Annotated in this window: 21 protein-coding genes and 1 tRNA gene; 6 read left to right on the forward strand and 16 right to left on the reverse strand. The window is 71.7% G+C overall.

Going from position 1 to position 20146, the window contains the following annotated elements; translation table 11 throughout:
• Positions 1-122: 122 nt before the first annotated feature.
• Positions 123-1052 (forward strand): ribonuclease Z, encoded by a 930-nt coding sequence (locus FF096_RS04495; protein ID WP_309222668.1) that lies wholly within the window; start codon positions 123-125, stop codon positions 1050-1052.
• Positions 1049-1558: a GNAT family N-acetyltransferase gene (locus tag FF096_RS04500; RefSeq protein ID WP_309222669.1), complete on the forward strand. Its 510-nt coding sequence runs from the start codon at positions 1049-1051 to the stop codon at positions 1556-1558. The genes FF096_RS04495 and FF096_RS04500 overlap by 4 nt, the downstream gene beginning before the upstream one ends.
• Positions 1559-1693: 135 nt before the next feature.
• On the opposite strand, the gene FF096_RS04505 is transcribed toward FF096_RS04500, so the two are convergent.
• Complete coding sequence (locus tag FF096_RS04505) at positions 1694-3064, reverse strand: cystathionine beta-synthase (protein ID WP_309222670.1); 1371 nt, start codon at positions 3062-3064, stop codon at positions 1694-1696.
• 82 nt (positions 3065-3146) lie between these two features.
• Positions 3147-3503, reverse strand: a complete 357-nt coding sequence (locus FF096_RS04510) for a YkvA family protein (RefSeq protein WP_155215108.1) — start codon at positions 3501-3503, stop codon at positions 3147-3149.
• Positions 3504-3642: 139 nt separating this feature from the next.
• Here FF096_RS04510 and FF096_RS04515 point away from each other — a divergent pair, with 139 nt between their 5' ends.
• The 3 genes from FF096_RS04515 (at position 3643) to FF096_RS04525 (ending at position 6906) form a co-directional block, all read left to right on the forward strand.
• Complete coding sequence (locus FF096_RS04515) at positions 3643-4695, forward strand: SGNH/GDSL hydrolase family protein (protein ID WP_155215109.1); 1053 nt, start codon at positions 3643-3645, stop codon at positions 4693-4695.
• A gap of 52 nt (positions 4696-4747) precedes the next feature.
• A complete protein-coding gene (locus FF096_RS04520; protein ID WP_155215110.1) occupies positions 4748-5551 on the forward strand; it encodes an SGNH/GDSL hydrolase family protein in 804 nt (267 codons plus the stop codon).
• 92 nt (positions 5552-5643) lie between these two features.
• On the forward strand, positions 5644-6906 hold the full coding sequence (locus tag FF096_RS04525; RefSeq protein WP_155215111.1) for an acetyl-CoA C-acetyltransferase: 1263 nt from the start codon (positions 5644-5646) through the stop codon (positions 6904-6906).
• 41 nt (positions 6907-6947) lie between these two features.
• On the opposite strand, the gene FF096_RS04530 is transcribed toward FF096_RS04525, so the two are convergent.
• From FF096_RS04530 to FF096_RS04540, 3 genes are all read right to left on the reverse strand, one after another.
• Positions 6948-7277: a hypothetical protein gene (locus FF096_RS04530; protein WP_309222671.1), complete on the reverse strand. Its 330-nt coding sequence runs from the start codon at positions 7275-7277 to the stop codon at positions 6948-6950.
• A 142-nt stretch (positions 7278-7419) separates the two neighbouring features.
• The gene (locus FF096_RS04535; protein ID WP_309222672.1) at positions 7420-8253 is read right to left on the reverse strand and encodes a Bax inhibitor-1/YccA family protein; all 834 of its coding nucleotides are present in this window, start codon (positions 8251-8253) and stop codon (positions 7420-7422) included.
• Between the two features lie 104 nt (positions 8254-8357).
• Positions 8358-8438 (reverse strand) — tRNA-Leu (locus FF096_RS04540).
• Positions 8439-8540: 102 nt separating this feature from the next.
• Here FF096_RS04540 and FF096_RS04545 point away from each other — a divergent pair.
• Positions 8541-10397: a hypothetical protein gene (locus FF096_RS04545; protein WP_309222673.1), complete on the forward strand. Its 1857-nt coding sequence runs from the start codon at positions 8541-8543 to the stop codon at positions 10395-10397.
• A 74-nt stretch (positions 10398-10471) separates the two neighbouring features.
• On the opposite strand, the gene FF096_RS04550 is transcribed toward FF096_RS04545, so the two are convergent.
• The 11 genes from FF096_RS04550 to FF096_RS04600 all read right to left on the reverse strand — a co-directional run bounded on the left by FF096_RS04550 (position 10472) and on the right by FF096_RS04600 (position 20121).
• Positions 10472-11797, reverse strand: a complete 1326-nt coding sequence (locus FF096_RS04550) for an NAD(P)/FAD-dependent oxidoreductase (RefSeq protein WP_309222674.1) — start codon at positions 11795-11797, stop codon at positions 10472-10474.
• 153 nt (positions 11798-11950) lie between these two features.
• A complete protein-coding gene (locus tag FF096_RS04555; protein WP_155215360.1) occupies positions 11951-12517 on the reverse strand; it encodes a hypothetical protein in 567 nt (188 codons plus the stop codon).
• Between the two features lie 123 nt (positions 12518-12640).
• Positions 12641-14026 carry a DUF58 domain-containing protein gene (locus FF096_RS04560; RefSeq protein ID WP_309222675.1) on the reverse strand — a complete coding sequence of 462 codons (1386 nt, stop codon included), beginning with the start codon at positions 14024-14026 and terminating at the stop codon, positions 12641-12643.
• A gap of 6 nt (positions 14027-14032) precedes the next feature.
• Entirely contained in the window at positions 14033-15040 is a 1008-nt protein-coding gene (locus FF096_RS04565; protein ID WP_155215113.1) for a MoxR family ATPase, read from the reverse strand.
• A complete protein-coding gene (locus FF096_RS04570; RefSeq protein WP_309222676.1) occupies positions 15040-15627 on the reverse strand; it encodes a hypothetical protein in 588 nt (195 codons plus the stop codon). Before FF096_RS04570 ends, FF096_RS04565 begins: the two co-directional genes overlap by 1 nt.
• Entirely contained in the window at positions 15624-16352 is a 729-nt protein-coding gene (locus tag FF096_RS04575; protein WP_155215114.1) for a DUF4129 domain-containing protein, read from the reverse strand. The genes FF096_RS04570 and FF096_RS04575 overlap by 4 nt, the downstream gene beginning before the upstream one ends.
• Positions 16353-16427: 75 nt before the next feature.
• Positions 16428-17168, reverse strand: coding sequence for a uracil-DNA glycosylase (locus FF096_RS04580; protein ID WP_155215115.1), 741 nt, complete (start codon positions 17166-17168; stop codon positions 16428-16430).
• Positions 17161-17847 (reverse strand): dienelactone hydrolase family protein, encoded by a 687-nt coding sequence (locus tag FF096_RS04585; protein ID WP_155215116.1) that lies wholly within the window; start codon positions 17845-17847, stop codon positions 17161-17163. Before FF096_RS04585 ends, FF096_RS04580 begins: the two co-directional genes overlap by 8 nt.
• A 111-nt stretch (positions 17848-17958) precedes the next feature.
• Positions 17959-18903, reverse strand: coding sequence for a Ppx/GppA phosphatase family protein (locus FF096_RS04590; protein ID WP_309222768.1), 945 nt, complete (start codon positions 18901-18903; stop codon positions 17959-17961).
• Positions 18904-19054: 151 nt separating this feature from the next.
• Positions 19055-19567 (reverse strand): amino-acid N-acetyltransferase, encoded by a 513-nt coding sequence (locus tag FF096_RS04595; protein WP_309222677.1) that lies wholly within the window; start codon positions 19565-19567, stop codon positions 19055-19057.
• Entirely contained in the window at positions 19564-20121 is a 558-nt protein-coding gene (locus FF096_RS04600; RefSeq protein ID WP_309222678.1) for a DUF501 domain-containing protein, read from the reverse strand. The genes FF096_RS04595 and FF096_RS04600 overlap by 4 nt, the downstream gene beginning before the upstream one ends.
• Between the last annotated feature and the right edge of the window lie 25 nt (positions 20122-20146).

The following is a 20146-nucleotide window of genomic DNA, read 5'->3' on the forward strand; positions in this document are numbered from 1 at the left end:
TGGCAGCGGTGCGGCGAAACCACGACAGCCACCCGACCCCCGGGGTGCCGGCCCAGTCCAGCCGGCCCGCGCGTCAGCGCGGAAGCCCCGGGGGTCGCTTTTCATCCGCACCGGAGGTGGCCGTGTCCATGCGCGAACTGGTGGTGCTCGGCACCGCGAGCCAGGTGCCCACCCGAACCCGCAACCACAACGGCTACGTGCTGCGCTGGGACGACGAGGTGATCCTCTTCGACCCCGGCGAGGGCAGCCAGCGGCAACTGCAACACAGCGGCGTCACCGCCACGGACCTGACCCGGATCTGCGTCACCCACTTCCACGGCGACCACTGCCTCGGCCTGCCCGGCATCATCCAGCGGCTGTCCCTGGACCGGGTGCCCCGCCCGGTGGCGGTGCACTTCCCCGCCGGAGGTGTCGACTACTTCGACCGGCTGCGGCACGCCAGTGCCTTCCACGAGACCGCCGAACTGGCCGTGGAACCCATCGAGACGGACGGGCAGCGGATCGCGCTGCGCCACGTGACGTTGGAGGCACGGCGGCTGCGGCACCGCGTCGAGACGTACGGCTATCGGCTGCTGGAGCCGGACGGGCGTCGGATGCTGCCGGAGCGGCTGGCCGCGTACGGCATCGCCGGGCCTGCCGTCGGCGAGCTGCACCGCACCGGCCACCTCGACCTCGACGGACGCCGGGTCACCCGGGAGGAGGTGAGCGTGCGTCGGCCGGGGCAGCGGTTCGCCTTCGTGATGGACACCGCGCTCTGCGACGGGGTGTACGCCCTCGCCGAGCACGCCGACCTGCTGGTCATCGAGTCGACATTCCTGGAGTCGGAGGCGGCGCTGGCCGCCGAGTTCGGGCACCTCACCGCCGGTCAGGCCGCGCGGGTGGCGGCCGAGTCGGGGGTACGCACACTCGTGCTCACCCACTTCTCCCAGCGGTACACCGATCCGGCCCGCTTCGTCGACGAGGCACGTCGGCATTTCGACGGTGACCTGGTGGTCGCCGAGGATCTGACCACGGTTCAGGTGCCACCCCGACGGGTACCCTCGGCTGGGTGACCGTCACGCTGCGTGCCGCGACTCCCGATGACCTGATGGCGGTCGGTGCCCTGCACCAACGTTCCCGGGTCGCCACGTACTCGTCCTTCCTGCCGCCCGAGGCGCTGGCCGACCCGACGCCGCAGGCCATGGGCGAGTACTGGGCCGAGCGATGGAAATGGGAACGCGACAGCCACTGGATGACCCTGGCGGTACGCGACGACACTCTGGTCGGGTTCAGTTATTCCGGCCCGGACGACGAGGAGGGGCCGGACACCGGGCTACTCTGCGCGATCCACCTTGCCCCCGCCGAGCGCGGTCGAGGCGTCGGCCGGGAGCTGATGATCGAGGCGCTGGCCGGGATGCGGGAGCGCGGCTGGCGGCGCGCGGTGCTCTGGGTGCTCCGCGAGAACGTCGCCGCCCGCCGCTTCTACGAACGTGGCGGCTGGCAGCCAACCGGTACCGAACAGAACGAATTCATCGGCACCATCCCCGTCCCCCAACTCCGCTACACCCTGCTTCTGTAAGGAAGGGCACCTTCTTAACGCCTGCGGTATAGGAAGGGCACCTTCTTAACACTCGATCTTGCGAATTCGAGGGCGGCGTTAAGAGGGGGCCCTTGCTATACACCACGCGTTAAGAAGGTGCCCTTCCTTGCACCTTCAGCGGGCGCCGAGGTGGGCTAGGAGGTCCTGGCGGGTGAGGACACCCTTGGGCTTGCCGTCGATGAGCACCAGCGCGGCGTCGGACTTCTCCAACAGGTTCACCGCCTCGCTCACCGGCTGGCCACCGCCGATCATGGGCAGCGGCGGTGCCATGTGCCGCTCGATCGTGTCGTGCAGCTGCGCCTGGCCGGTGAACAGCGCGTCGAGCAGATCCTTCTCCGCGATCGAGCCGGCCACCTCGCCGGTCACCACCGGCGGTTCGGCCTTCAGCACCGGCAACTGCGAGACGCCGTACTCACGCATGTAGTCGACGGCGTCGCGGACCGTCTCGGTCGGGTGCACGTGCACCAGCTCGGGCAGGCCGCCCGGCTTGCCCGCCAGGGCCTCGGCCACGGTGGGCTCGGAACCGGAGGCGTCGAGGAAGCCGTACCGGGCCATCCATTCGTCATTGAAGATCTTGGAGAGGTAGCCGCGACCGCCGTCCGGCAACAGCACCACGATCACGTCGTCCGGTCCGGCGGCGCGGGCCACCTCCAATGCCGCGACGGCCGCCATACCGCAGGAGCCACCGACCAGCAGTCCCTCCTCGCGGGCCAACCGCCGGGTCATCTCGAACGACTGCTTGTCCGACACCTCGATGATCTCGTCGGCGATGTCCCGGTCGTACGTCTCGGGCCAGAAGTCCTCACCGACCCCCTCGACCAGGTACGGCCGACCCGTGCCGCCGGAATAGACCGAACCCTCCGGGTCCGCGCCGATGACCTTGACGGTGCCGCCGGAGGCTTCCTTCAGGTAGCGCCCGATGCCGGAGATCGTGCCGCCGGTACCCACCCCCGCCACGAAGTGGGTGATCCGCCCCTCGGTCTGCTTCCACAGCTCCGGGCCGGTGGTCTCGTAGTGCGAGCGCGGGTTCGCCGGGTTGGCGTACTGGTCGGGCTTCCACGCGCCGGGGATCTCCCGGGCCAACCGGTCGGAGACGTTGTAGTAGGAGCGGGGGTCCTCCGGCGCGACCGCCGTCGGGCAGACCACCACCTCGGCGCCGTACGCCCGCAGCACGTCCTGCTTGTCCTGGCTGACCTTGTCCGGGCAGACGAAGACGCACTTGTAGCCCTTGAGCTGGGCGACCAAAGCCAACCCGACGCCCGTGTTGCCGCTGGTCGGTTCGACGATGGTGCCGCCCGGGCGGAGCAGCCCCGCCGCCTCGGCGTCCTCCACCATGCGCAACGCGATCCGGTCCTTCACCGACCCGCCGGGGTTGACGTACTCCACCTTCGCCAGCACCGTCGCCTGGATGCCCTCGGCGACGTTGCGTAGCCGTACCAGCGGCGTGTTGCCGATCATTTCGACGACGTTGTCGTAGTACTGCACCTCTTCGTGCCCTTCTGCTCCGGCACCGGCACGCCAGGCCGGGCGGGTGAGTCAGGTGGAATTCCCGCCCAGAGTACGTCGGTCAGGGGACCACGTGGCCGGGGACCACGGTGCTGCGTCGCGCTTCCCACTCCAGGAAGCGCTCGGTCTCGGCCAGCACCGCGCCGGCCAGCCAGGTGACCATCACCGCGTCGTCGATCAGCCCGAAGACCGTGAGGAACATCTCCGGCACCACGTCGATCGGCGAGACGATGTACGCCGTGGCCGCGGTCATCATGGCCAGCCGCAGACCACCGTCGTACTGGCCACGGGCGGTGGCCGCGATCATCCTGGGCAGCGCCCCGAGCCGGGCGCCGAGGGACGGCCCGCCCCGGGCACCGGCGGTCATCGCCCGGGCCAGGGCCACGAACGCGGCACCTCGCTTCAACGTCTTAGCCATCGTCGTGCTCCTCTCCACGTGCAGCGTGACGCCCCGCCGCAACACTGTCCACCCAGGTACCCAGCACAGTCGTTTTCCAGGCACCGGAGCGCCGCGACGATGACAGCGGGACGTCGGAGGGCCGCGCTAGTGTCACGGTATGGGGCTCGCTGGTTCCGTCGTACCGGATCGTCCGCGCTGGCAGCGCGCCCTGCGGGTGGCCCGGTTGGCGGCCATCGGCACGGGTGCCACGGTGGCGGCTGCGGCAGCGACGACCGGGGTGCTCTTCGGGCAGGCCCGACAGGCCCGGCGCACCATTCCGATGGCCGAGGCACCGCCACCGCGCTGCGACGGCGTCTACGGCGCGAAGTTCCCCGGGCCCGCCATCACCATGGTCATCCTCGGCGACTCGTCGGCCGCCGGTTACGGGGTACACCGACGGCGGGAGACGCCGGGCGCGCTGTTGGCCACCGGTCTGTCCCGACGCCTCCAACGACCCGTCCGGTTGCACCGCTTCGCGGTGGTGGGTGCCATCTCGGCCGGGCTGAAGTTCCAGGTCGAGGCGGCCCTGGAATGCGACCCCGATGTGGCGGTCATCCTCATCGGCGGCAACGACGTCACCAACCGTACGCCGCCGGCCCTGGCCGTGCGTTACCTCGTCGAGGGGGTCCGCGCGCTGCGCGCGGCCGGTGCCGAGGTGGTCGTCGGCACCTGCCCCGACCTGGGCGCCATCCGCCCCATCCAGCCGCCGCTGCGCTGGCTGGCCCGCCGGTGGAGCCGGCAACTCGCCGCAGCGCAGACGGTCGCGGTGGTCTCCGCCGGAGGCTGGACGGTCTCCCTCGGCGACCTGCTCGGTCCCCGGTTCGACGCCGAGCCGGGGCGGATGTTCGCCTGGGACCGGTTTCATCCCTCCGCGGACGGATACGCGGCGGCTGCCGCCGCGCTGTTGCCGACCGTGATCTCCGCTCTGGGGCACGGTGCCGAACGCAGACCTACGCCAACCCGCCGCGAAGGCGTACGGTCTTTGCCGAAGGCCGCGCAGGAGGCGGCGCGGCACCCTGGGACGGAGGTCAGCGGCACGCAGGTCCGTGGCAGCGAGAGCGGTCCGGCCGGTCGTTGGGCGCAGTTGCGTCGGCGGCGGCGCTTCGGGATCGCGCCGATGCCACAGCCGGCACCCACCGTCGACTCACCGGCAGCGGAAGGATTCTCATGACCGAGCGGATCAGGGGGCGATGCGGTTTCGACGCAGACCCGAGGGTGACGCCATGACCGCCCTCCCTCACGGCAGCCGGGTCGCCGCGCGGGTCGCCCGCACCGCCGCGCTCTCTCTGCTCGCCGGCGCGCTCGGCGGGGCTGCGGTGCTCGCCGGCGAGGCCGTGGTGGCGCGCAACCGTCGATACGCCCAACCCGAACTCGGACTGGCGCTGCGGGCGACTGTCGGGCGGGCCGGCACCCCACCGCTGCGCCTGGTGCTGCTCGGTGACTCCTCCGCTCTCGGCGTCGGTGTCGACCGTCTCGGCGACACCATCGGCGGGCAACTGGCGGAGCTGCTCGCCGAAGGGCCGGGCGGGCGTCAGGTGCACCTGTCCAGCGTCGGTGTCTCCGGTTCCCGCTCCACCGACTTGGCCACCCAGGTGGCTCGGGCGCTGCTCGGTGAACGGCCGGACGTGGCGGTCATCCTGGTCGGTGCCAACGACGTCACCAGCATGCGGCGTCCGACCGAGGCCGCCGCCTACCTCGGTGCGGCCGTGCACCGGCTGCGCCAGGCCGGTGTCGAGGTCGTGGTGGGCACCTGCCCGGATCTCGGCGCCGTACGCGCGATCGCGTCGCCCCTGCGGCAGGTCGTCGGATGGATGGGACGTCGCGTCGCCCAGGCGCAGACCGCTGCGGTGCTCGACGCCGGCGGGTCGGTGGTCGACCTGGCCACCGAGACGGGCCCGGTGTTCCGGGCCGATGCCGGCACCTTCTGCCACGACGGTTACCACCCCTCCGCCGACGGTTACCGGGTCTGGGCCCACGCTCTGCTGCCGGCGGTGGTCGCCGCCGCGGCCATCGCCTCCCGCCACTGAGCGACTCGGCGGTCGTTCCGGGTGGCGCGGGGTGACATTTCCGGCTGCCAGAAAACTTCCGCTGCAAGTTACCGGCGAGTTAACGTGGCGGTATGCCGATTGAGTCGTCCCGCGACGCCGTCATCGTCGCCACCGCCCGCTCCCCCATCGGCCGAGCCCACAAGGGGTCCCTCCGCGAACTCCGCCCGGACGATCTGGCCGCCACCATCGTTCAGGCGGCCCTCGACAAGGTGCCGCAGCTCGACCCGCGACACATCGACGACCTTTACCTCGGGTGCGGCCTGCCCGGCGGCGAACAGGGCTTCAACATGGCCCGCGTGGTCGCCGTGCTGATGGGTCTCGACGGTCTGCCCGGCGCCACCCTCACCCGCTACTGCGCCTCCTCGTTGCAGACCACGCGGATGGCCATGCACGCGATCCGCGCCGGTGAGGGAGACGTCTTCATCTCCGCCGGTGTCGAGATGGTCTCCCGGTACGCCCGCGGCAGCTCCGACGGCCTGCCCCCGGAGGCTCAGGCCCTGGTCGGGGGCGGTTGGGAGAATCCCCGCTTCGCGCAGGCACGCGAGTTGTCCAAGGCCCGCGCCGAGGCCGACGCGCCGGTCTGGACCGACCCGCGCGAACGCGACGCGCTGCCCGACGTCTACCTGTCCATGGGGCAGACCGCCGAGAACCTCGCCCAGGTGTACGACGTGAGCCGCGAGGACATGGACGCCTTCGGCGTACGCAGCCAGAACCTGACCGAGAAGGCGATCGCCGACGGCTTCTGGGCCCGCGAGATCACCCCGGTCACCACGCCCGACGGCACCGTGGTCAGCGCCGACGACGGCCCCCGCGCCGGGGTGACCCTGGAGGCGGTCTCCGCGCTCAAGCCGGTCTTCCGCCCCGATGGCCGGATCACCGCCGGCAACTGCTGCCCGCTCAACGACGGGGCCGCCGCCGTGGTGGTGATGAGCGCCCAGCGGGCCGAGGAACTGGGCGTGACCCCGCTGGCGCGGATCGTGTCGACGGGAGTCACCGCGCTGTCCCCGGAGATCATGGGCCTCGGTCCGGTGGAGGCGAGCCGCCAGGCGCTCGCACGCGCCGGCATGACCATCGACGACGTCGATCTGGTCGAGATCAACGAGGCGTTCGCCGCCCAGGTGATCCCGTCGTACCGCCAGCTCGGCATTCCGGAGGAGAAGCTGAACGTGATGGGCGGCGCGATCGCCGTCGGTCACCCCTTCGGGATGAGCGGCGCCCGGATCACCGGCACGCTGCTCAACGCCCTCCAGTGGCACGACGCGACCATCGGTCTGGAGACCATGTGCGTCGGCGGCGGGCAGGGCATGGCGATGGTCATCGAGCGCCTCAGCTGACGACAGGCCCGCCGGTCGCGGCCGGTGCGCGTCCCTGGTGGCTAGAGCGCGGCCCGGGTCGCCGCCACCTCGGTGGCGGCCCGAGCCAGCGCCTCCTCGCCCGCGTCGGCGGCAAGCAGGTCGGCGGTCACCACCCGGAGCTGGTCGGGCAGGGCGAGGTCGTTGTCGAGCCGGGGTACGGCTCGACGTGGCTGCCCTTCTGCGTCCGCCGCCAGGTTGGCGATCTCCTGCACCAGCCGGTGCACCAGATCCGCCCGGGACACGTTGCCGGTCGACGCGGGTGCCGACCACCGTGGCTGCTGCCAGTGGCCGACCTGCCGGACCAACAGCTCGACCCCCCGCGCCACCTCAGCCCCAGCGTCCGTCTCCACCCCCCGAACTCTACGCACCCGCCCCACCGTCCCGGCGGGTGCCGAACGGTGTGATCGGCGCCCAGGATTCAACGGGCGGGATGACGACGGCGCCCGCCCCGGGGTGGGGCGGGCACCAGTCGGTCAGTCGGCGACGACCAGGTCAGTCTTCGCCCTGGAAGTAGCTCAGCAGACGCAGCATCTCGATGTAGAGCCAGATCAGGCTGACCAGGATGCCGAACGCGGCCACCCAGGAGTAGCGCTGCGGCAGGCCCATCCGGACGCCGTCCTCGACCTCCTTGAAGCTGAGCACGAAGCTCAACGAGGCCACCACGATGCAGACGATGCTGAACCCGATAGCCAGCGGGCTGCCGTCACGCAGGCCGGTGTTGACGCCGAACATGGCCAGCACCAGGTTGATCAGCATGACGGCGAAGAGACCCGCCATCACCGCGATCATGCCCTTGACGAACTTCGGCGTCGCCCGGATGACCCGCGCCTTGTAGAGCATGGTCATCACGAAGAAGACACCGAAGGTGGCGGTGACCGCCTGGAGCACGATGCCGTCGTACATCGACTCGAAGAACTTGCTCACCGCTCCGACGAGGACACCCTCGACGGCCGCGTACGCGACCACGAGCGCCGGGTTCGCCATCCGGGAGAACGAGATGATCAGGCCGAGCACCAGGCCGACGACGGCCGCGCCGATCCAGGCGACGCCGAGCAGCGCGTCGGGCACCAACGCCCACGCCGCCGCGGCGGCGACGCCGACGATGGCCAGGAGGGTGACCGTCTTGACGACCACGTCGTCGATCGACATGGGGGTGACCGCCGGCGGGGCCGACGGGAAGCCGGGCGCGCCGGGGTAACCGGCCTGCGGCGGGTACTGCTGGGGGTAGCCGGGCTGTCCGTACGGCCCGGACGGGGCGTACCCGGCGGCCCGCTCCCGCTCGGCCGCCTGACCGAGCCGAGCGAGCACCGGGTTCGAAGTCTTCACTTTACTGGCCTCCCTAAGGGGGTCGTGGCACGTCAACGCGCCATACAAGAGTAAACGCCCGGCACGACCCGATGGCGACGGGAAGGCTGAGCGATCGCTGAGAGTGCCCGGGGCGGGGGTCGAACCCGCACGCCTTGCGGCAGCCGCTTTTAAGGCGGCCGTGTCTGCCGTTCCACCACCCGGGCGGGTGACACCGACGCGCCGACACGCACGGTGCAGTGCACACGGTAGCGGGTTCGTCGCCGCTGCGGCGTCCCCCGTCGATCACCGCAGCTAGGGTCGAGGCCGTGAGCAGCGGCCCACCCACCGCCCCCACCGAGGACGTGGCGACATCGGTTGGTCACCCCCTCACCCGGGTACGCCCGCAGCCGCTGCGGCGCTGGGTCCGGGCCGTCGCTCAGCACCGCGCCGACCTGCTGGCAGGGCTGTTCTTCGCGGCGCTCGCCGGCATCCTCACCCACCGGCTCTGGGCCGACCCGAGCGGGCTGGTGCTCGCCCTCAACCCCGAGGACCAGGTGCTCTACGAGTGGTTCCTGGCCGTCGACGCGCGGGCGCTGCTGGGCGACGTCGGTCTGGCCACCGACCGGCTCAACGCCCCGGACGGGGTCAACCTGATGGCCAACACGTCGGTGATCGCCCTCGGTGTGCTGTTCGCCCCGGTCACCCTGCTGTTCGGCGCTCCGGTCACCTTCGTCCTGCTGGTGTCGGTCAACCTCGCCGGTACCGCCACCGCCTGGTACCTACTGTTCAGCCGCATGCTGCGGGCCCACCGGGCCGCCGCCGCGCTGGGCGGCGCGTTGTGCGGCTTCGCTCCCGGGATGGTGTCGCAGAGCAACAGTCACCTGCACATGACGGCGCAGTGGCTGCTGCCGGTCATCGTCTGGCTGGTGGTACGCCTGCTGCGGGCCGCCGACCCCGCCGTCCGGCCCGGGGCGGCTGCCGTTCGGCCCACCGCCGCTGCGGACCGGCGTCGGCTCGCCACCTCCTCAGCAGGGCTCGCCGCCGCCGTCACCGCCCAGGTGCTCATCGGTGAGGAGGTGCTGTTCCTCACCGCGCTCACCCTGCTGGTGATGGCGCTGACGATCATCGTCGTGGACCGTGACCTGGCTCGTCGCGCACTACCCGCCTTCGCCGGTGCGATGGCCCTCGCCACCGGGCTGGCCCTGCTGGTGCTCCTGTACCCGTTGTGGTTCCAGTTCGCCGGTCCCCTCGGCGTCGCCGACGGCATGTTCAGCCCGCACTACTTCTCGGCCGACCTGGCCAGCTGGTGGGCGATCTCACCGCTGTCCCTGCTCGGGGACGAGCGTTCCGCCGACCTGAGCACCGGTCCGGCCGAGTACAACACCTTCCTGGGCTGGCCGCTGCTGGTGGTCACCATCGGGTGCGCCATCTGGCTGGGACGTCGACCGCTGGTGCTGGCCTGCACCGTCGGCCTTGTGGTGATGGGCGCGCTGTCACTCGGCCCCGAGGTGGTCCTCGACGGCGAGGGCACCGGCGTGTCCGGGCCGTACGCGCTGCTCGCCGGCCTTCCGGTGGTCGACGGTGCGCTGCCGATGCGGTTCGCCCTGGCCGCCCCGCCGCTGATCGCGACGCTCCTGGTGTCGGCGGTCGACCGGGCGCTACGTGCCCGGGGCCGCACCCGTCGGCTGACCCTGGTCGCGGTCGCCGTGGCGGTGGTGCCGCTGCTCCCGGCACCGCTGCCCACCGCGCACCGGCCGCCGGTTCCACAGTTCATCACCGATGGCCACTGGCGGGCCTGTGTCGAACCGGGTGGGGTCCTGGTGCCGGTGCCACTGGCCACACCGAAGCAACCCTGGCCGATGCGGTGGGCGACCGCCGCGAACGCCGAGTTCGGCATGCCGGAGGGATTCTTCATCGGCCCGCACGGTCGGGGCGGCAGCGCCGCGATGGGTGTCGCCCCACGACCCACCTCCGCGCTGCTGGCCGAGGTGGCCCGCAGCGGCCTCCGGCCGGTCGTCGGCGACGAGCAGCGCCGACAGGCTGCGGCGGACGTCGAGCACTGGGGCGCCTCGTGCGTGGTCCTGGCGGCCGACACCGCGCACGCCGACAGCCTGCGCCTGACGCTGGAGGCGCTGTACGGCCCGTCGGCCCGGATCAGCGACGCCTGGTTCTGGCGGGTCTGAAGCCGCCCGAACGAATGGCCGGCTGTTAAAAGGGGGCCCCTGCTCTACCGGAGACGATAAGAAGGGGCCCTTCCTTACACCTTGGCCGGTGGCTGGGACGCTTCGGCGAACTCCTCGCGCGGGTCGTGCAGCTGGCCGAGGGCGACCACCTCGCGCTTGAGGACGAACGCCAACGTCCAGTCGACCACCACCCGGACCTTCCGGTTCAGCGACGGGATGCGGCTCATGTGGTACGTCCGGTGCATGAACCACGCCGGCCACCCGGTCATCTTGATGCCGTAGACCTGGGCGACACCCTTGTGCAGACCGAGGCTGGCCACGCTGCCCGCGTGCTTGTGCTTGTAGGCGACCGGCTCCCGGCCCCGGATCACGGCGACGATGTTGTCGGCCATCCGCTGCGCCTGGCGTACGGCGTGCTGCGCGCTCGGCGAGCAGTAGTTGCCCGGCGGCTTGGTCAGGTCCGGTACGGCAGCACAGTCACCGGCACTCCACGCGCCCTCGACCACGCGGTCACCGTCGACCACCTGCAACGTCGGCAGGCAGGTGACCCGGCGGCGCTCCTCGCGGGGGAAGTCGGTCGCGTCCAGCATCGGTGACGGCTTCACGCCGGCGGTCCAGACGATGGTGTCCGCGGCGAAACTGTCCCCGTCGGAGAGCTTGACCACCCCGTCGACGCAGGACTCCAACCGGGTGTCGAGGCGGAGGTCCATGTCCCGCTTCAACAGCTGCTGCACCGTGTAGGCGCCCATGTCCCGGTCGACCTCCGGCAGCACCCGCTGGGTGGCCTCGACCAGCACCCATCGCATGTCCTTGACGTTCAGCTCCGGGTAGTACTTCAGCGCGTGGCGGGCCATGTCCTCCATCTCGGCCAACGCCTCGATGCCCGCGTACCCACCACCGACGAAGACGAAGGTCAACGCACGACGGCGCACGTCCGGGTCGGTCGTGGCGGCGGCCACGTCGAGCTGTTCGAGCACGTGGTTACGCAGATAGATGGCCTCACCGATGGTCTTGAAGCCGATGCCGTGCTCGTGCAGCCCGGGGATCGGCAGGGTCCGGGAGACCGAGCCCGGGGCGACCACCACGTGGTCGTAGGTGATCTCGCGGGGCGGGCCGACGATCGGCTGCACCGTGGCGGTCTTGTTCGCATGGTCGATTCGGGTGACCGCACCGGCCACCACCGTGCACCGGCGCAACTCCCGGCGCAGCGGCACCACGGCGTGCCGTGGGGAGATGTTTCCCGCCGATGCCTCGGGCAGGAACGGCTGGTACGTCATGTGCGGCTGGGGGTCGACGACCACGACCTCAGCCTCACGGGAACTCAGCTTCTTCGACAGGCGCAGCGCCGCGTAGAGACCGACGTGCCCGGCGCCCACCACAAGGATCCGCTTCGGATTCACACCTCCATCTTTCCCCCACCGGCAGCAGTAATCCCGGCGCGGCCGGCTTCTGTGACCGAGCACAAGCCCGCTGTGACGCCGCTAACGCGGCTGGTGGGAGCAACCCTGAGGCGGTGGCAGCGCTCACGCTCGGAGGCACTCCAGGCCCCCGCGTCACCTGCGTCGCAGCAGCCCAGCCAGCAACGCGGTCACCCCGACGGCGAGCAGCAGACCGGCGATGGTGACCACCTGCCAGCCTCCGTCACCGGCCCGGACGTCGGCCAGTTCGAGCAGCAGCACGCCGAGCACCGACGTGGCGAGCAACACGCCGGCGGCACGGGTGAGCCAACGCACTATCACGTCCGGGTCCAGCACGGCGTCGTACGGCAACACGGCCACCAGCGCGCAGAGCGTATGGGTCAGGTAGAGCGCCGACGCCACCGCCAGCAGCCGCCACAGCGCGATCGGCCGGTCGTACCCCTCGGTGGCGAGCAGCCACCCGCCGACCGTGACCAACGCGGCGAAGGTCGGCCAGAGCCGGCGCGGCATCAGGGCCGGCAGCACCGCGACCGCCACCAGCGGGCCCAGCGCCTCCCCGACCACGACCTCCACGGGGTACGCCAGCAGCAACCCGGTAAGTGCGCTGAGAAAGATCCCCACCCGGATCAGCAGGGGAGCCAGGGAGATCCGCGTCGCGGCCGTCCGCAGCGCGCGGACCCGCCCGACGATCGACCCCACCATCTCGCTCACCGAGCTGGCCTTCCGTTCGCGACTGCGGGACTCCGCTGCGCTACATTCCTCGCGCTCACCGAGCTGGCCTCTCGTTCGCGACTGCGGGACTCCGCTGCGCTACATTCCTCGCGCTCACCGGCCACCGACCCGGGGGGCGGTGGCCAGCCTCGCCACGTCGCGCAACACCTGGTCGAGGCTGCCGGCACCGGCCCACGGCACCACCGGCACCCCGTGCTCCCGTAGCTGCGCGATCATCGTGTCCCGGTCCAGCCGCCACAGCCGGTACGCCACCTCGACCCAGCCCCGGTCCTTCGGTGGGGGCAGGTCCGCCGGGAGCGTGTCGACGGCCACCACGAACCGTCCCGAACGGGCCAACCGGGCCAACATCTGCGCCGACCGCTCCTCCAGCAACGGGGTGAGCACCACCACCAGCGCGTCCGCCGAGAGCAGTTGCGGCCCGAAGACCTGGTCGTACGGCTCGTGCGGGGAGGACTGCGCCTTCACGTCCAACAGCCACTCCAGCACGGTCAGGTACTGCCGGCGTCCGGTCGCCGGGCGCAACCGCCGGGCGCTCGGGCCGTACTCCAGCAACGCCACCCGGTCGCCCCGGTGCAGGTAGTGCTCGGCGATGGCAGCCGCCGCCCGGACCGTGGTGTCCAACACCGACGCCGTACCGGTGACCCCGCCGGAGCGTCCCGCCTCGGCCAGCACGTCGAGCAGCACCACCACCTCGGCGTCCCGGTCGGAGAGGGTGGCCGCCACGTGCAGTTGCCGGGCCCGCAGCGACACCCGCCAGTCGATCCGGCGCAACCGGTCACCGGGGGCGAAGACCCGTACGCCGGCCAGTTCGCCCCCCTCGCCGGGGCGACGTGAGTGGTGGGCACCGACCAGACCGGCGGCCCGGGGCATCGCCTCGACCGCCTCGAACGGCTCGGTCTTCGGGTACACCTTGGACCGGACCGGTTCGACGATCACCGCCCGCGAGACCAGCAGGCCCTGCGCGGCGGCGACCCGGGCACCCGCCGGGCCCAGCGGATGCCGACCCCACCGCAGCGCGGTGCCGGTCAGTTCCAGGTCGACGGCGGTGTCCGGGGCGACCGACGTGACGAACGGACGATCCGCCACCGTCGCTTGACCGGCACCGGACCGCCCGGACCCGACGACGGCGCTACCGGCCAGGCCCACGCGGTCGACCCGCAGCCACAGTGAGATCCGGGTACGCAGCACCGCCACGTCGTAGTGGACCGCACCCGGGTTGCCGACGCTGACCGTCCCGGCCATCCGACCACCCTCCACCAGCGGGTCCTCGTCGGCGCTGAGCCACACCCGGGGCAGGTCGACGGGTCGACGCCGCAACGCGTACGCGGTGCCGAGCGCGAACGGGACGGCCAGCACGATCAGATCCACCCGCCCCAGCAGCACCGCGGCGACCAGGAGCAGGCCGGTGAGCAGCACCGCCCGGCCGAACGCCCAGGTGGGCGTCCAGTTGGGCGGTGCCGGGCGGTCCGGTGCAGTCACGCCGGGTCAGTCTCCCTGCCGACCGGCGGCGTAGCTGGGCAGCGCGCCGCTGGCCGGAGCCGGGGTGCCGTCGAGCACCTCACCGACGACGAAGGACGGATCGACCCGGCGCAGCCACATCTCCGGCCGCAGCGTGATCCGGTGCGCCAGCGCCGGAGCCGCGACGTCCTTGACGTCCTCGGGAATCACGAAGTCCCGCCCGGAGAGCACCGCCCGTACCCGGGACAGCAGCAGCAGCGCCAACGAACCGCGCGGCGACGCGCCCACCAGCACCGACGGATGCTCGCGGGTGGCCGCGGTCAGCGCCACGATGTACCGGCCGACCGAGTCCTCCACCATGACGTCCTCCAGCGCCGCCTGCATGGCGCGCAGGGTGCCGGCGTCGACGACCGGCTTGATGTCGGCCTCCTCCCGGCGGCGCGCCATCCGTCGACGCAGCACCTCCCACTCCTCGTCCTGCGCCGGGTAGCCGAACGACACCCGCAGCAGGAACCGGTCCAACTGCGCCTCCGGCAGCGGGTAGGTGCCTTCGTACTCGATGGGGTTGGCGGTGGCCAGCACGTGGAACGGCTCGTCCAGCCGGTACGTCACGCCCTCCACCGAGACCTGCTTCTCCTGCATCGCCTCCAGCAGGGCCGACTGGGTCTTCGGCGGGGTCCGGTTGATCTCGTCGGCGAGCAGCAGGTTGGTGAAGACCGGCCCGGCCCGGAAGGTGAAGTCACCGCTGCGCTGGTCGTAGAGGAACGAACCGGTGACGTCGGCGGGCAGCAGGTCGGGGGTGAACTGAAGGCGGCGGAAGTCCAGCCCCAGCGCTTGGGCGAAGGACCGCGCGGTGAGCGTCTTGCCCAACCCCGGCAGGTCCTCCAACAGCACGTGCCCACCGGCGAGGATGCCGGCCAACACCAGCTCCAGGGCGTCCCGCTTGCCGACCACGACCTGGCCCACCGCGTCCAGCACCGCCCGAGCGAGGCGACCTACCTCGATGGGGGGCATCGTCCGGCCGACGTCGTTCATCAGATCTTCTCCAGTTCGGCGACGATCGCCGCGAGGTCGCGCGGCGAAGGGGTGCGGCGGGGTGGGGTTTCCAGGAATGTCGACAGGCGCTCACCCAGCAGGATCCGGGCTCGGGCCGGATCCTGCTCGCGGGTGACGCCGTGTTTCAGGCGCAGTCGCTCGTCCGCCAACTCGACCAACCGGGGCAGGATCACGGTGGTGAAGCGTTCCGGGCGAGTCTTGGACCACTCCAGCGGAGTCGCCCACCCGTTGATCGCGACGCGCAGCGCATCCCGGGCGTTCCAGTTGTAGACGCCGGGTTCCTCGCCACCCCGCGACGACGCTCCACCCTGGGCGGACTTCGGAGGTGGGGCCAGGTGGCCGACGATCCGGCGTACCACCAGCAACGCGACCACGGCGGCGACCAACACCAGCAGCGACACCCGCAGCCCGATCGCACGCAGTACGGCGACGGCGACGACGGTGACCGCCGCGGTGACACCGAGCGCCCCGGCGATGGTACGCAGCCGGCCACCCTGCCGTGGCTCGTGCTGGACCGGCCGCTCCTCGGAGAAGCTGAGCAGGTCGTCGATGCTGGTGCTGCTCACACCGTCTCCCGCTCGGCCGGTTCGGTGAGTTCACCGCGCAGCCGCCGCAGCGCCGCCCGGGCCTGGTCCCGGGTCCGCTCGTCGACCGGCCGGGTGGCGTAGCGGGCCTCGCGGTAGACGTTCGCGAACTCGGCCAGCACGTCGGCGCTCACGATCGCCGGCACGCCATTGGACGGGTCTCCGCGGAGCAGCCGGGTGACCAGGTCGGTGGGGGTGTCCCCGGTGAGCCGGGGCACCCCGGCGGCGGCTGCCGCCTCCTCGAGGCGTACCCAGCAGGCGATCACCGCGGTCCGTGGGTCGGTGTCGCGGTCGTCCAGGTCGACCAGACCGGCGTCGACGGCCGCCACCACCTCGGCGGCGGTGCCCTCGGCGCTGCGCCGGACCGGCTGCGCGGGCAACGCCCGGCTGACCCGGCGCGCCACCCCCCGCGCCACGGTCCAGAGCAGATAACTGAGGGCGATCAGCAGTGCCAGCCCGAGTATCGCCACCGCCACCGTGCCGAGCCAGGATGGAATGTGCGTACGGGTCTCCTCGGCGGCCTCGCGGGGTTCGACCGGGATCGAGGGACGCGGCTCCCCGCTCGGGTACTCCAGTACGAAGGGCGCGTCCTTGACTGCGGGCGGTATCCGGCTCGCACCGATCGACGAGTGCGTGGTCGCCAGGGTGACGGCGGCCAGCAGGGCGACCACCACCGTCACCGGCCACCACCTGCGAAGCACGTCCATCGGTTACCTCCGGACCACCGGGGCGTACGGCGGAAGGTCACCAGTGTCGTCCGCCATCGTCACCGCCCCGCAGCCTCAGTCCACCCCGGCCAGCTGTTTCGCCCGAGCGAACACATCGTCCAGCATCTCTGGTGTCAGCCGGCCGGTGAAGGTGTTCTGCTGGCTGACGTGGTAACAACCGAGCAGTTCCGGTACGGCTGTGCCGGACCAGTGTGCCCCATGCCCGAACGACGGTCGCGGGCTGGGCGGACGGACACCGTACGCGGCGCGCAGTGCCGGCCACCATGCCGCCCAGGCGAAGGCGCCCAACGCCACCACCACCCGCAACGTCGGCCGGATCAGCTCGACCTCACGATGCAGCCAGGGCGCGCAGGTGTCCCGCTCGCCCGGAGTGGGCTTGTTGTCGGGTGGGGCGCAGCGTACGGCGGCGAAGATCCTCGTCTCCCGCAGCGTCAGACCGTCGGTGACTGACACACTGGTCGGTTGATTGGCCAGACCGGCCCGGTGCAGGGCGGCGAAAAGCACGTCACCGGAGCGGTCGCCGGTGAAGATCCGACCGGTGCGGTTGCCGCCGTGTGCGGCCGGGGCCAGACCGAGGATGGCGATCCGGGCCGCCGGGTCACCCATGCCGGGCACCGGCCGTCCCCAGTACTCCTGGTCGCGGAAGGCCGCTCGCTTCGTGCGGGCGACCTCCTCCCGCCAGTCGACCAGGCGCGGGCAGGCGAAGCAGTCGGCGACGCCCGCGTCCAGGTCGGCCAGGTCCGCCGCCCGTGCGGCACGGGCGACGACCTCGGCGGGGGTACGCGACTCAGCCAAGCTTGGCCCGGAAGAGTTCCAGAGTGCGCGCCCAGGCGCTGATGGCGGCCCGTTGGTCGAACTTCTCCGGCCGGTCCTCGTTGAAGAAGGCGTGCGCGGTGCCCGGATAGTCGTGCAGTTGGCAGTTGCCACCGGCGTTCTCGATGGCCTGGCGGACCGCCTGTACGCCCGGGTCGGCGGAGGTGCCGTCCGCCTCGGAGCAGTGCACCAACGCGTCCTTGCCCGCGTAGTCGACCCAGTCGGTACGCATGCCCTCCCAGGGCAGGCGGGGGTAGAAGGCTGCGGTGGCGACGATCCGCTCGGAGTAGTTCGCCGCCCACAGGGCCAGGCTCGCTCCGGCGCAGAAGCCGGCGCAGCCGATCTTGCCGGTGACCTCGGTGCGGCCGGCGAGATAGTCGGCGGCGGCGGCGATCTCGCGCGCCGTCTCGTCCATCTGTGCTCCGTTGAGCAGCCGCCGGGGTTCGCTCGGCTTCCCGGCCGGCTCGCCGTGCCGGAAGTCGGGGGCCAGGGCGACGAATCCCGCCTCGGCGAAACGGTCCACCACCGACCTGATGTGCGGCACGAGGCCCCACCAGTCCTGAATCACGATCACCGCCGGGCTTGCCGCGCCGGTGGCGGGTATCGCGAGATATCCCTCACCGGTGCGGCCATCACCACGGTAGGTCACCATCTCGCCCATCGGCCCGTCCTCCTAGCGGTCAGTCATCGTTGGCTGGTCGCCCAGTGGTCCTACGTGCCGGTAGCCTGCCACGCGGTGACCATTGCCGGGAAGATGCCGGAAGAGTGGCATTCACCTCCTGTTCGCGTTTGCCATGCTCCAGGCGATGCCGTCGAGGATGTCGTGCTCGGAGGCGATCACGGCAGCCATGCCCGCCCGCTCCATGGCCACGCGGAGCACCAACGCACCGGCACCGATCACATCGGCACGGCCGGGGTGCATGACCGGGATGGCCAGTCGCTGCTCACGCGTCATGGCCAGCAGGTCGGCGGTGACCTCCGCCACCCGCTCGTACGACACCCGGGCATGGTGGATGCGGGCCGGGTCGTACCCGGTGAGGCCCTCGGCGATCGCGACCACCGTGGTGACCGAGCCGGCGAGCCCGACCAGCGTGGCCGCCTGCCGTCCCGGCACTGCCGTCAACGCCCGGTCCACCGCGGCAGCGATGTCGGCCTCGGCCGCGGCGATCTCCTCCGGGCTCGGCGGGTCACCGCGCAGGTGCCGCTCGGTCATCCGCACACAGCCGATGTCCACTGAGATCGCCGCCTCGACACCACCGTCCCGGGTGCCCACGACGAACTCGGTCGAGCCGCCACCGATGTCGAGCACCAGGTACGGCGACGGCGCGTCGGCGGGCAGGCCGCGCACCGCGCCGGTGAACGACAGCCGCGCCTCCTCGTCACCAGTGACCACCTCGGGCGGGACGCCGAGGATCCGCTCCACCATGGTGCGGAACTCGGCGGCGTTCTCCGCGTCCCGGCTGGCCGAGGTGGCGCACATCCGCACCCGCTCGGCCCCCAACCGCTCGATCTCGGCGGCGTAGTCGGCGAGCGCGACCCGGGTGCGCTCGATGGCCTCCGGGGCGAGCCGACCGGTCGCGTCCACTCCCTGGCCGAGTCGGACTATCTCCATCCGTCGGCTCCGGTCGATCAGGGGTGCGGCCGGTCCGGCCGACGGATCGGGCAGGTCTGCCACCAGCAGACGGATCGAGTTGGTGCCACAGTCGATGGCCGCCACGCGCGTCGTCACAACGGAACCCTACCGCCACCCGCAGCCCGCGACTCCGACCACCACGGTCACGCACGGTAGCGCCATCTCGCTTACTCTCCGGGAGGTGGCCACAGTGGGTGACGGGCGGAGCGTCGCGTCCGCGTGATCGGTGCCCGGGTCAGAGGCGCAGCAGCATGCGGGTGTTGCCCAACGTGTTCGGCTTGACCCGTTCCAGGTCGAGGAACTCGGCGACACCTTCGTCGTAGGAGCGCAGCAGTTGTTCGTAGACCGGGTGCGGCACCGGGGCACCGTCGATCTCGGTGAAGCCGAACGACGCGAAGAACCGGGTCTCGAAGGTCAGCACGAAGATTCGGGCCACCCCCAGGTCCCGGGCCACGTCGATCAGCTCGGTGACGATCCGGTGCCCGATCCGCTGGCCCCGGCAGCTGGGATCGACCGCGACCGTACGGATCTCGGCCAGGTCCTCCCACATCACGTGCAGCGCGCCGCAGCCCACCACCGTGCCGTCGGAGACCCGGCTGGCGACCCGGAACTCCTGCACATCCTCGTACAGGGTCACGGTGGCCTTGCTGAGCAGCCGGCGGTCGTCGGTGTAGGTGTCGACCAGCCGACGGATCGCCCGCACGTCGGCGGTCCGGGCCCGCCGGACCACGACACCGCTGTCGCTCACCCGGCCTCCGGCGCGTCGACGCAGCGTCCGGCCGTCCACCAGGGCTCGATCAGGTCGAGCGTCTCGTCGCCGAACGGGTTCACCCCCGGCCCGGCGGCGAGCGCGTGACCGAGATGGACGTGCAGGCACTTCACCCGACCGGGCATCCCGCCGGCCGAGATCCCCGCGATCTCGGGCACCTCGGCGATGGCCTCGCGGCGGGTCAGGTAGTCCTCGTGCGCCGCGCGGTACCGGGCCGCCAACTCCGGGTCGGTCGCCAGCCGCTCGGCCATCTCCTTCATCAGACCGGCCGACTCCAGCCGGCTGCACGCCGCGGTCGCGCGGGGGCAGGTCAGGTAGAACAGCGTCGGGAAGGGAGTGCCGTCGGCCAGCCGGGGGGTCGTCTCCACCACGTCCGGTAGGCCGCACGGGCAGCGGTGCGCCACCGCCCGGGTGCCCCGGGGCGGGCGTCCGAGCTGCGCGGCCACCGCCGCCAGGTCGGCCTCCGTGGCCGGTTCCCGCTGCGGCGGAGGTACGGAAGCCGCCGCCGGCTCCTGCGGTGGTACGACAGTCACGATGCCATCTCTCGTCGGGTGCTGA

It is taken from the genome of Micromonospora sp. CP22 (assembly GCF_009712475.1).
GTDB lineage: Bacteria > Actinomycetota > Actinomycetes > Mycobacteriales > Micromonosporaceae > Micromonospora.